We start from the raw sequence: 12,051 nt of genomic DNA on the forward strand, positions 1-12,051 counted from the left end.
CCCGTTGGTCGGCACGGGGCCGGCCCGGGTAGGTGTCTACCTGTGTCGACACGCGAGCGAAGCGACCGGCTTCTGCTCTTCTTTTTTCTTTGCCGTGGCTGGACGTGCACGGAGACTGTCAGAGGTCGGGCGGGTGGGTTGCGCGGGGGTGTCGGCCGCATGGATGCGGCTGACAAGCCTCCATGGACGGATTCACCGCGTCCCCCGCGCAACCCACCCGCCCGACCAAGCGCAGGAATTTGCTTTCCGCGACCAGCCACGAGGGGCTCAGCCGTTGGCCTGGATCCTTACCAGCCTTCCAGCACGATCTTGCCCTTCGCGCGATTGCTCTCCACCAGCGCATGTGCGCGCCGCAGGTTGGCGGCATTGATGCGCCCGAAGTGCTCGCCCAGCGTCGTCTGCAGCACGCCGGCATCGATCAGCTCGGCCACGCGGTTCAGCAGGTCGTGCTGGCGCTGCATGTCGGCGGTCTTGAACAGCGGGCGGGTGAACATCAGTTCCCAGTGCAGCGACAGCGCCTTGCGCTTCAGCGCCATCACGTCCAGCTGGCCGGGGTCGTCGATCAGGCCCAGCTGGCCCTGCGGCGCCAGCACTTCCACGATCTGCGCGTAATGCTGGTCGGTGTGGGTCAGGCTGGCCACGTGCTCGACCTGCGGGATGCCCAGCCGGGCCAGGCCTTCGGTCAGGGGCAGGCTGTGGTCGATCACGTGGTGCGCGCCCATCGCGTACACCCAGTCCTGCGTGTCCGGGCGCGAGGCGGTGCCGATCACGGTCAGCTTGGTCAGCGTGCGTGCCAGCTGCACCAGGATCGAGCCGACGCCGCCTGCCGCGCCGATCACCAGCAGGGTCTGCCCTTCACCACCGCCCTCGGCGATGTGCAGGCGGTCGAACAGCAGTTCCCAAGCGGTGATCGCGGTCAGCGGCAGGGCCGCGGCGGCGGCATCGTCGAGGCTGGCCGGCTTGCGGCCGGCGCTGCGCTCGTCCACCAGCTGGTATTCGGCATTGCTGCCCGAGCGGTCGATCACGCCGGCGTAGTAGACCGCGTCGCCGGGCTGGAACAGGGTCACCTCGCTGCCCACCGCATCGACCACGCCCACCGCATCCCAGCCCAGCACGCGCGGGCCCTCGGTGGCGGCGTTGCGGCGCACCTTGGTATCCACCGGGTTCACCGCCACCGCGCGCACCGCCACCCGCAGGTCACGCGGGCCCGGCTGCGGCAGGTCCAGGTCGATGTCGATCAGGGCCTGCGGGTCATCGATCGGCAGGCCGGCGTGGGTGTAGGCAATGGCGCGCATGGCAGCGGTCCAAGGGGGAAAGGAATCCACAGCGTGCGCCGCGCGCGGCTCCCCGGAAAGGCGCAGAATCGGTCAGCACTTTCACTCCGGCAATGAAAATGATCCGTATCGACGATCTGCAGCTGTTCGTCCGCACCGCCGCGCTGGGCAGCTTTTCGCAGGCTGCACGCGAGGCCGACCTGCTGCCCGGCCAGGTGGCCGCCGCGGTGGCGCGGCTGGAACGCGAGCTGGACCTGCGCCTGTTCGTGCGCACCACCCGCAGCCTGCGCCTGACCGGCGAGGGCGCGCTGTACCTGCCCTACGCGCAGGAGGTGCTGGCTACCCTGCGCGAGGGCCAGGCCCGCGTGCAGGGCGAGGACGCCGACCTGCACGGCACCCTGCAGCTGTCGGCGCCGTCGGATTTCGGCCGCAACCTGCTGCTGCCGTGGCTGGCCACGTTCCGCGCCGCGCACCCGCGGCTGCGCCTGCACCTGCGCCTGTCCGACGAAGTGGCCGACGTGTTCCGCGACCCGGTGGACGTGGCGATCCGCCTGGGACACTTCGACGACGCCAGCTACGTGGCCTTGCCGCTGCTGGAGGGCAACCGCCGCGTGCTGGCGGCGTCGCCCGCCTACCTGCAGCGGCGTGGCCTACCGGCACGGCTGGAGGACCTGCGCGAGCACGACTGCCTGGCGTACCAGCTGGGCGGACGCACCCACGACCGCTGGGCGTTCGAGGTCGAGGGACGGCGCGTGGTGGTACCGGTGCGCGGCCCGCTGGTCTGCGACGATGCAGACGTGGTGCGACGCTGGGCCGTGGCCGGTGAAGGCATCACCTACAAATCCTGGCTGGACCTGCGCGAGGACGTGCAGGCCGGGCGCCTGCAGGTGCTGCTGGACGGCGTCGGCAGCCACATCCCGCTGCAGCTGGTGTGCCCGCACCGCAAGCAGTTCTCGCCGGCGGTGCGGCAGCTGCACGCGCAGCTGCGCGACCACCTGCAACCGCTGCTGTCCGGCCTGCCCGGTGGCGAGGGCGGCCCCCTGTCGCCGGCCGCGGCGGTGGCCGACAATGGCGCCCCCCCGCAACAACAATGAGCCATGCCATGCCGTGGATGGGCATCCAGGACCTGTGGACGTTCCTGCTCGCCGTGCTGGTGTTCCTCGCCCTGCCCGGGCCCGGCACCTTCACCCTGCTTACTGCCACCGGCCGCGGCGGCATGCGCGGCGGCTACACCGCGCTGGCCGGCCTGCTGCTCGGTGACCAGATCCTGATGTGGCTGGCGCTGGCCGGCGTTGCCGCGCTGCTGAAGGCCAACCCGCTGGTGTTCCACGCGGTGCAGTACCTCGGTGCCGCGTACCTGGTGTGGGTGGGCATCAGCCTGCTGCGCACGCCGAAGAACGAGGGCGGTGACGCCGGCCCGATCCGCATGCAGCCCGGCCGCTACTTCCAGCAGGCGATCCTGGTCAGCCTGCTCAACCCGAAGGCGATTTTGTTCTACATGGCCTTCCTGCCGCTGTTCATCGATCCGAAGGCGCACCACGGCATCGCGACCTTCGCGGCGCTGGCCGGCATCATCTTCGTGGTCAGCGTGGCGTACTGCTCGCTGCTGATCGGCGCGGGCAACCTGGCCCGCCGCCATCTCATCCGGCATCCGCGCATCAGCACCGTGCTGCGCCGCGTGGCCGGCCTGTTCCTGTTCGGCTTCGGCATCCGCCTGGGGTTGAACGGATGATCCGGCGGCTGGCAGTGCTGGTGTTTGCCGTACTGCTGGCCGGCACCGCGGCGGCGGCTACGGCGCAGGACCATCGCTGCCTGACCGGCGGCCGCGACGACAGCCTGCACCTGCTGTGGCGCTGGCTCGACGATGGGAGCGCCGATGTGCAGTACGCCGGGCAGCCCACGCGCCTGCGTGTGCGCCGGGTCTCGCAGGACACCACGGTGCCTGCCGAAGACCGGCCCTACCGGTTCGACAGTGTGTGGGAAGAGCGCATCGAGGGCCGCCGCAACGGGCGCTACCACCTGACCACGCAGGGCGCGCGCGTCTACGGTTTCAGCTACGAGCACGCGTGCGATGGGCGGCGCACGGAGTTCAATGAAGACCTTGAGGCGTGGCAGGAAGACGGCTGCCATTGGCGGGGGGGCGAACCGCTGACCGTAGCGTCGAGCCTGCTCGACTGATGCAAGGAGCAGTCGAGCATGGCTCGACTCTACAAAGGCGGCGGAGCAGTCGAGCATGGCTCGACTCTACAAAGGCGGCGGAGCAGTCGAGCATGGCTCGACTCTACAAAGGCGGCGGAGCAGTCGAGCAAGCTCGACTCTACCTATCGTGCAGTTCCGCGCGCAGGTGGTCGATGAACACCCGCAGCTTGGGCGCCATCTGCTCGCGCGCCGGGTAGTACAGGTGGAAACCGGGAAACGGCGGCTGCCAGTCCTGCAGCACGCTCTGCAGTCGCCCGGCGGCGATGTCGTCGGCCATCAGCGAGGCGAAGCCCTGGGCCATGCCCAGCCCGGCCAGCACGGCGCGATGGGCGACGCCGGCATCGTTGAACACCAGCCGCCCGCTCACTTCCACGTCCAGCTCGTGGCCCTCGCGGCTGAACTCCCAGGGCATCAGCCGGCCGTTGGCCAGGCGGTGCACGATGCAGGCGTGGCCCTGCAGGTCATGCGGGGTCTGCGGCACGCCATGGCGTTCGAAGTAGGCCGGCGTCGCCACCACCACCTGCCGTTCGGGCGGCCCGACCGGCACCGCGATCATCCCCTGGGCCAGTGATTCGCCCAGGCGGATGCCGGCATCGAAGCCCTCCCCCACCAGATCGGTCAGTGCCGGGTCGACGCACAGTTCCACCTGCACCTGAGGGTAACGCGCCAGGAAATCCGGCAGCCGCGGCAGCGCCATGCGGTCGGCGACGATGCGCGGCAGGGTCACCCGCAGTCGCCCGGCCGGCACCGAGCGCGCGCTGTCCAGTTCGGCGAAGGCCTGGTCGATCTGGTCGAGGCCGCCACGCACCCGCTGCAGGAAACGCGCGCCGTGCTCGGTCAGGCCCACCCGCCGCGTGGTCCGCTGCAGCAGGCGCACGCCCATCCGTGCTTCCAGCGCGCGCACGCTCTGCGACAGCGCCGAGGTCGACACACCCAGCGCATCGGCGGCACGGGTGAAGCTGGCATGCTCGGCCACGTGGACGAAGGCGACCACGGCCGTCAGCGGGGCGGAGGCATCCATTGTGAAGCCAGCCTTCAAGGTGAGTCAGGTTGTACGCAGTTTATCCGCATGATCGACAGGAGGAAGCTAAGCCCCACGCCGCCGCCCATCCGGGCGAGGTGCTTCCCCCAAGGAGATCCGCATGAAGACCCGTACCCTCGGCCCCGCCGGCCCAACCGTGTCCGCCCTCGGCCTGGGCTGCATGGGCATGAGCGCCTACTACGGCGGCCGCAGCAGTGAGGATGACGCCATTGCCGTCATCCAGCACGCGCTGGACCGTGGCCTGACCCTGCTCGACACCGCCGATGTGTATGGCCCGCACACCAACGAAGCGCTGGTCGGCCGCGCGATTGCCGGCCGCCGCAACCAGGTGTTCCTGGCCAGCAAGTTCGGCATCGGCCTGGACCCTTCCGACCCGCAGGCGCGGCAGGTCAACGGCCACCCGGACTATGTGCAGGCCGCCTGCGAGGCCAGCCTGCGCCGCCTGGGCGTGGACCACATCGACCTGTATTACCAGCACCGCGTCGACCCGACCGTGCCGATCGAGGACACCGTGGGTGCGATGGCGCGCCTGGTGGAACAGGGCAAGGTGCGCTGGCTGGGCCTGTCCGAGGCCTCGGCAGCCACCCTGCGCCGGGCGCATGCGGTGCACCCGATCACCGCCGTGCAGAGCGAGTACTCGCTGTGGTCGCGCGAGCCGGAACAGAGCGGGGTGCTGGCCACCACGGCGGAACTGGGCATCGGCTTCGTGCCGTATTCGCCGCTGGGCCGTGGCTTCCTGACCGGCGCCATCCGCAGCCCGGATGATTTCGAGGCCGACGATTACCGGCGGACCTCGCCGCGCTTCGAAGGCGCGAACTTCCAGCGCAACCTGGCGCTGGTGGACACCGTGCAGGCGCTGGCCGCCGAACGCGGCATCGCCGCCTCGCAGCTCGCTCTGGCCTGGGTGCTGTCGCGTGGCGAGCACATCGTGCCGATTCCGGGCACGACGCGGCAGGCACGGCTGGACGAGAACCTCGGTGCGCTGCAGGTCGAACTGGATGCGGCCACGCTGGACGCACTGGATGCGGCGTTCCCGATGAATGCCGCGGCCGGCGAGCGTTATTCGGTCAGTGGCATGGCCAACATCGAGTCCTAGGGGCGGCTTCGGCCGGATTGTGCCGATTCCGGCAGCCTGGTCGGGGCGAAGCGCGCGCCCCGGCGGGTATGACCCTCGCCAGTGGTAATGCTGCGCTGCGTTCGGTCACACTCGGGAACTTGTCGTTCCAAGTCATCCCCTTCCGAGGCCTGCATGTCCCTGCTCCGGCGCAAGTCGCTAGATTCCGTCACTGTCCATGAAGCCGGTCGGCGCCTGGTGCCGACCCTCAGCTGGCCGCACCTGATCGCCCTGGGCATCGGTGCCATCGTCGGCACCGGCATCTACACGCTCATCGGCGTCGGCGCCAACCTGGCCGGTCCTGCGGTGCTGATCTCCTTCGCCATCGCCGGTGCGGTCTGCGCCTGCGCGGCGCTGTCCTATGCCGAGCTGTCGACGATGATGCCGGCCGCGGGCAGCGCCTACACCTACAGCTACAGCGCGCTGGGCGAGGTGTTCGCCTGGGTGGTGGGCTGGAGCCTGATCCTCGAATACTCGCTGGTGGTCAGTACAGTGGCGGTCGGCTGGTCCGGCTACTTCGTCGGCTTCCTCGAATGGGCGCATACCCAGTTCGGCTGGAACATCACGCTGCCGGCCGCACTCGCTGCGGGCCCGCATGTCGCCGGTGGCTTCATCAACCTGCCGGCGATCGTCATCACCTGGCTGGTCGCGCTGATGCTGATGGCCGGCACCAAGGAAAGCGCCACGCTCAATGCCATCCTGGTGGTGTTCAAGCTGATCGCGCTGGCGATCTTCGTGGCCATCGCCCTGCCCGCCTTCGACAGCGCCAACCTGCAGCCGTTCATGCCGTACGGGTTCGCCAAATCGATGGGCCCTGATGGCGTCGAGCATGGCGTGATGGCGGCGGCGGCAATCATCTTCTTCGCCTTCTACGGCTTCGATGCGATCTCTACCGCGGCCGAAGAAACCAAGAACCCGGGCCGTGACCTGTCCATCGGCATCATCGGTTCGATGATCGGCTGCACCATCGTCTACGTGCTGGTGGCGCTGGCCGCCGTGGGTGCGATGAGCTACGCAGTGTTCGGCCACAGCGCTGAACCGCTCGCCCTGATCATGCGCCAGCTCGGCCATCCGACCGCCGCCATGGTGATCGGCGTGATCGCGATCATCGCCCTGCCGACCGTGCTGCTGGCCTTCCTGTACGGGCAGAGCCGCATCTTCTTCGTGATGAGCCGCGACGGCCTGCTGCCGCGTGGCCTGTCCAAGGTCAACGCACGCACCGGCACGCCGGTGGCGACCACGCTGTTCACCGCAGTGGTGGTGTCGGCGCTGGCCGGCGTGGCGCGCCTGGACGAGATCGCGGCTCTGGCCAACGCCGGTACCCTGGCCGCGTTCACCGCCGTGGGCATCTGCCTGGTGGTGCTGCGTCTGCGCGAACCGGACCGTGCCCGTACCTTCCGCACGCCGCTGGCCTTCGTGGTCGGTCCGCTGGCCGCGCTGGGCTGCATCTACCTGTTCCTCAGCCTGCCGCACACCACCCAACTGTACTTCCTGGTGTGGAACGTGGTCGGCCTGGTGCTGTACTTCCTGTACAGCCGCCGCAATGCGTTGATCGCGAAGTAAAGGAGGCGCCGGGCACGACCCGGCGCTCTTTCTGTAGAGTCGAGCCATGCTCGACTGCTTCTGCCAACAGCAGTCGAGCATGGCTCAACTCTACAAAGGCGCAGTCGAGCATGGCTCGACTCTACGTACCCGCGGCGTAATCCTGCGCCTGGCGCATCACCCGCAGCAGGTTGCCGCCCCAGATGCCGGCAATCTGCTGTTCGCTGTAGCCCTTGCGCAGCAGCCACGCAGTGATCTTCGGCAGCTGGCTGACATCGGGCAGGTCGCTCAGGCCACCGCCGCCATCCCAGTCCAGGCCGATGCCCACATGCTCGGGGCCGACCACCTTGAGGATGTGCTCGAAGTGGGCGAAGAAGTCGTCCAGGCTGGCGTGGCGCACCGGGTGTTCGTGGTCCAGCGCCTGCTCGGCCTGCTGCAGGGCAACGCCCTGGGCGATGGTCATGCCTTCCCAGCCGCCCAGCTGCTTGCTCAGCGCTTCTTCGGCCTGCTTGCGTTCGGGCGTCTTGGCGGTGTCGATCAGGTAGCCGCCATAGGCATTCACCTGGATCACGCCACCGGCCTTGGCCAACTGGCGCAGGCGCGCATCGTCGAGGTTGCGCGGGTGGTTGTAGACCGCCTTGGCCGAGCTGTGCGAGAGCACGAACGGCACCGGCATCATCGCCAGCAGGTCATCGAACACCGCATCGGACGCGTGCGACTGGTCGATGACGATGCCCAGCTTCACCGCGGCGCGCACCAGGTCCTTGCCGGCCGGGCTCAGGCCCTTCCACTCCGCACCCTTCGGGTCGGTGGCCGAATCGGCGAACTCGTTGTTGGCGAAGTGCACCGTGCTCAGCAGGCGCAGGCCGGCGCGGTGGTAGAACGAGAGCAGGCTGGGGTCTTCCACCAGCGGGCTGGCGTTTTCCATGCTGATGTAGACCACGCGCTTGCCGGCAGCCTTGATCCGCGCGGCGTCATCGGCGCTCAGCGCAAGCTCAAAGCGCTCCGGGTTGGCCGCCAGCATCTGCCGGATCTCCAGCAGCCGCTGCAGGCCATGGTCGCGCTCGGCCAGGTGGGCCGCTACGGTGCGGTCGCCCTGATCGGTGTAGATCGCCCAGAAGCCACCATCCAGCGCGCCCTCGACCATGCGCGGGTAATCCACCTGCGAAAGCGCGTTGTGGTCGTGCCGCTGTTCGATGTCGAAGCCGGCGCGGCCGAAGTTGGCCGGCGTGTCGAGGTGGCTGTCCAGGGTGAGCAGTCGCTGCTGCAGGGCCTTGGCGCGGGCCAGCTCCTGCGCGCTGAACTCGATGGCATGGGCGGACAGCGGCGCACTCAGCGCCAGGGCAAGCAGCAGGGACAGGCGACGCAGCGACGGCATGGGCTCTCACCGGTGAGGAGAAGAGCCCGACCATAGCGCCGTGGCCCGCCGTTTTGTTGAAATCAACCAACCACGCGGCAGAACACGGCCTTCAGGTAGCGCGATTCCTGCACGTGGGCCATGAACGGATGGTCCGGACCGGCGCCGGCCACCTTCAGGATCTGGATCGTGCGGCCAGAGAAGTAGGCCGCGCGGCGCAGCATGTCGAGGAACTGGTCCTCGGCCACCAGGCCGGTGCAGGAGAACGTGGCGAACAGGCCGCCCGGCTTGACCACGCCCAGCGCCAGCTTGTTCATGTCCAGGTACTTCTTCAGCGCGGTGATGACCTGGTCGCGGTCGCGGGTCATCTTCGCCGGGTCCAGGATCACCACGTCGTACTGCTCGCCGCGGTTGGCGGCATCGCGCAGCCACGGGAAGATGTCGGACTGGACGAACTTCGGGCGCACGTTGTTCAGGCGCGAATTGCCCTTGGCGATCTGGATGACGTCTTCATCGATGTCGATGCCGACCACTTCCGAAGCACCACGCGCGGCCGCGTACACGGCGAAACCGCCGGTGTTGCAGCACAGGTCGAGCACGCTCTTGCCTTCCACCTGCTGGCTCAGCCACTCGCGGTTCTCGCGCTGGTCGGCGAAGAAGCCGGTCTTGTGCGCACCGGCCGGGTCGGCGCGGAACTTGATGCCATACTCGGTGATCACCGACGCTTCGGTGGTGGTGTTGCCGTGGAAGTCGAAGCTTTCCTGCTTCTGCACGTGTTCGTCGGCGAAGCTGTGGAAGCGGCAGCCCGGGAACTGTTCGCGCAGGGCGTCGTAGATCCACTCGCGGTGGCGGAACATGCCGGCAGCGAAGAATTCGACCACCACCAGGTCGTTGTAACGGTCCACCACCAGGCCGGACAGGCCGTCGCCTTCGCTGTGCACCACGCGCCAGGCGTCGGACACCGCGTCCAGCTTCAGCACGCCACGGCGCAGTTCAACCGCCTGGGCGATCTTGCGCGAGAACCAGCCGGCATCGACCGGCACGTTCGGGTCGGTTTCGAGGATGCGCACGGCGATGCGCGAGTGCCCGTTGTAGAAGCCACGGCCGATGAACTCGCCATCGATGCCGACGACGTCGACGATGGAACCGGGCTTGGGCCGGACGGTCGGCTTCTCGACCAGTTTCTGGAAGATCCACGGGTGGCTGGAGCGCCACGCGTTCTTGAGGCGGACAACAGGAAGGGGGGTATTCATCGGCCTATTGTAAACCGGCGGCCGGGGTCAGATCCCCGCAGGGGATTTGACCCCGGTGTGGCGACGACGAGGGGTCGGAGCCCCTTCGGGGGTCCGACCCCGCCGCCGCCCATTTGACGGCGGCCCGGCCAGGCCGCAGAATCGGCCCCAGAAGGGGAGTAGCTCCCAGACGTTGTCGCCGTCAATTCGAGCCCGCAGGCTCCGGTGCAACGGCAATCCCACCCGCGTGGGGTTGCGAGCGAGACCTTCGCCGTACTGGCGAAGCTCTGTCCCTGGATCCCCCTCCCGATCCTCCGTTGCAGATCCTCGCCGTCCGGCCTGGCATTCATCTTTCCAACGGATATTCCCAATGCAGACGATCGGTAATGTGTGGATGTGGGGCGGCTTCGTGGCGGTGGTCATCATCGCCCTGCTCGTCGACCTGGTGTTGATGCGACATGGCGGACCGCACAAGGTCACCTTCAAGGAGGCCCTGTGGTGGTCCATCGGCTGGGTCGTGCTGGCCCTGCTGTTCAACGCGGGCCTCTGGTACTACCTCAGCGAGACCGCCGGCCAGGTGGTGGCGAACAAGGTCGGCCTGGAATTCCTGACCGGCTACCTGGTCGAGAAGGCCCTGGCGGTGGACAACATCTTTGTCTTCCTGATGATCATGAGCTACTTCGCGGTGCCGGAGGAACAGCGCCAGAAGGTGCTGATCATCGGCATCCTGGGTGCGATCGTGCTGCGTACGATCATGATCTTCGCCGGTAGCGTGCTGATCAGCCAGTTCCATTGGCTGCTCTACGTGTTCGGTGCCTTCCTGCTCTTCACCGGCTGGAAGATGTGGTTCGCCGCCGGCCAGGAGCCGGACCTGGAGACCAACCCGGCCCTGCGCTGGATGCGCAAGCACCTGCGCCTGCTGCCGGACTACGCCGGCAACGCGATGAGCGTGATGCAGGACGGCAAGCGCTGGTTCACCCCGCTGTTCGCGGTGCTGATCCTGATCGCGGTGACCGACGTGATCTTCGCCGTGGACAGCATCCCGGCCATCTTCGCCATCACCACCGACCCGTTCATCGTGCTCACTTCCAACGTGTTCGCGGTGCTGGGCCTGCGTGCGATGTTCTTCCTGCTGGCCGGCATGGCCGACCGCTTCCACCTGCTGCCGTACGGCCTGGCGCTGGTGCTGGGCTTCATCGGCATCAAGATGATGATCATCGACCTGTTCAAGATCCCGACCCCGGTGTCGCTGGGCGTGGTCGCCGCGATCATTGCCGCCACCGTGGTGCTCAGCCTGAAGTACCCGCCGAAGGAAGACGCCGGCCAGGCCTGAGCCTGACCGGCCTGCAGCGCGCGGCCGGCGGGATTGTCCCGTCGGCCACCCCCACTCTCCCGCAGCGGTGGCCTTGGTTTCGCGCCAGCCACCGCCATTGCTGAGGTATGGACAACAACACGCCCCTGCCCGCCGGTGACGTGCCGGCCCCCCGCAACGACCGCATGCGCATCCTGCGGGCGTTCAATGTCAGCCTCGCCACCGTACTGGTGCTGCTGGCCGTGTTCGCCCTGCAGGGCAGCTTCGACTGGCGGCCGTGGGCGGTCGCGCCGCTGGAGGCCAAGGGACTGCTGGGGCTGATCGGCGGGCCGATGCTGCATGCCTCGGTCGAACACATCGCCGCCAATGGCTTTGCGATCCTGATCCTCGGCACCCTGGCCGGCAGCGTGTACCCGAAGGCCACCGTGCGTGCCCTGCCCCTGCTGTGGCTGGGTTCGGGCATCGGCGCGTGGATGCTGGGCACCCCCGGCAGCGTGCACCTGGGGGCCAGCGGCGTGACCCACGGCCTGATGTTCCTGCTGGCCAGCCTGGGCCTGCTGCGCCGTGACCGCGCGGCGATCGCCACCGGCCTGATCGGCATGCTGTTCTACGGCGGCATGCTGATGACCATCCTGCCGCATGCCGACGGCGTGTCCTGGCAGTCGCACATGGGCGGCGCCTTCGCCGGCATCATCGCCGCGCTGCTGTTCCGCAACGCCGACCCAATGACGCCGCGCCCGCACTACAGCTGGGAGGACGAGGAAGACGAGGTCGAGGCGCTGGCCGACGACGAGCTCGAGCCGCCTTCGCCGCGCCGCGTGCCGGTGCTGTGGCAGCCGCGCGAGGGGCACGATTACGTGGTGATCCCGTTCCGTCGGCCGGAAGACCCGCGCGGCTGATGCAGCACGTCGGGGTCGGATCCCCGAAGGGGCTCTGACCCCAAACCGGATGCCGGCCCGCGGCCGACACTACCGGATTC

At 68.4% G+C, this 12,051-nt stretch carries 11 protein-coding genes; 7 read left to right on the forward strand and 4 right to left on the reverse strand.

Annotated elements, in window-relative coordinates; genetic code table 11:
- Window positions 1-287 precede the first annotated feature (287 nt).
- Complete coding sequence (locus tag DCO49_RS10655) at window positions 288-1,295, reverse strand: zinc-binding alcohol dehydrogenase family protein (RefSeq protein WP_116864008.1); 1,008 nt, start codon at window positions 1,293-1,295, stop codon at window positions 288-290.
- 92 nt (window positions 1,296-1,387) lie between these two features.
- On the opposite strand from DCO49_RS10655, the gene DCO49_RS10660 reads away from it, so the two are divergent.
- From DCO49_RS10660 to DCO49_RS10670, 3 genes are read left to right on the forward strand one after another with little or no spacing between them, the layout of a single operon-like run.
- On the forward strand, window positions 1,388-2,368 hold the full coding sequence (locus DCO49_RS10660; RefSeq protein WP_116864009.1) for a LysR family transcriptional regulator: 981 nt from the start codon (window positions 1,388-1,390) through the stop codon (window positions 2,366-2,368).
- Between the two features lie 8 nt (window positions 2,369-2,376).
- Entirely contained in the window at window positions 2,377-3,006 is a 630-nt protein-coding gene (gene leuE / locus DCO49_RS10665) for a leucine efflux protein LeuE (protein WP_116864010.1), read from the forward strand.
- Window positions 3,003-3,452, forward strand: coding sequence for a hypothetical protein (locus tag DCO49_RS10670; protein ID WP_116864011.1), 450 nt, complete (start codon window positions 3,003-3,005; stop codon window positions 3,450-3,452). Before leuE ends, DCO49_RS10670 begins: the two co-directional genes overlap by 4 nt.
- A gap of 139 nt (window positions 3,453-3,591) precedes the next feature.
- On the opposite strand, the gene DCO49_RS10675 is transcribed toward DCO49_RS10670, so the two are convergent.
- On the reverse strand, window positions 3,592-4,494 hold the full coding sequence (locus tag DCO49_RS10675) for a LysR family transcriptional regulator (RefSeq protein ID WP_116864012.1): 903 nt from the start codon (window positions 4,492-4,494) through the stop codon (window positions 3,592-3,594).
- 121 nt (window positions 4,495-4,615) lie between these two features.
- Between DCO49_RS10675 and DCO49_RS10680 the strand changes: the two genes are divergently transcribed.
- Together DCO49_RS10680 and DCO49_RS10685 are read left to right on the forward strand one after the other, a co-directional pair.
- Complete coding sequence (locus DCO49_RS10680) at window positions 4,616-5,611, forward strand: aldo/keto reductase (protein WP_116864013.1); 996 nt, start codon at window positions 4,616-4,618, stop codon at window positions 5,609-5,611.
- 153 nt (window positions 5,612-5,764) lie between these two features.
- Window positions 5,765-7,192 (forward strand): amino acid permease, encoded by a 1,428-nt coding sequence (locus tag DCO49_RS10685; protein ID WP_116864014.1) that lies wholly within the window; start codon window positions 5,765-5,767, stop codon window positions 7,190-7,192.
- Window positions 7,193-7,313: 121 nt separating this feature from the next.
- Here DCO49_RS10685 and DCO49_RS10690 read toward each other — a convergent pair whose 3' ends face one another.
- Window positions 7,314-8,549, reverse strand: coding sequence for a dipeptidase (locus tag DCO49_RS10690; protein ID WP_116864015.1), 1,236 nt, complete (start codon window positions 8,547-8,549; stop codon window positions 7,314-7,316).
- Between the two features lie 62 nt (window positions 8,550-8,611).
- A complete protein-coding gene (locus DCO49_RS10695) occupies window positions 8,612-9,781 on the reverse strand; it encodes a class I SAM-dependent rRNA methyltransferase (RefSeq protein ID WP_116864016.1) in 1,170 nt (389 codons plus the stop codon).
- Between the two features lie 349 nt (window positions 9,782-10,130).
- On the opposite strand from DCO49_RS10695, the gene DCO49_RS10700 reads away from it, so the two are divergent.
- Both DCO49_RS10700 and DCO49_RS10705 read left to right on the forward strand, forming a co-directional pair.
- Window positions 10,131-11,093 carry a TerC family protein gene (locus DCO49_RS10700; protein WP_108770554.1) on the forward strand — a complete coding sequence of 321 codons (963 nt, stop codon included), beginning with the start codon at window positions 10,131-10,133 and terminating at the stop codon, window positions 11,091-11,093.
- Between the two features lie 107 nt (window positions 11,094-11,200).
- Window positions 11,201-11,971 (forward strand): rhomboid family intramembrane serine protease, encoded by a 771-nt coding sequence (locus DCO49_RS10705; protein WP_116864017.1) that lies wholly within the window; start codon window positions 11,201-11,203, stop codon window positions 11,969-11,971.
- Window positions 11,972-12,051 lie beyond the last annotated feature (80 nt).

Origin of the sequence: Stenotrophomonas sp. SPM, from assembly GCF_003105135.1 — a bacterium.
Taxonomy (GTDB): Bacteria; Pseudomonadota; Gammaproteobacteria; order Xanthomonadales; family Xanthomonadaceae; genus Stenotrophomonas.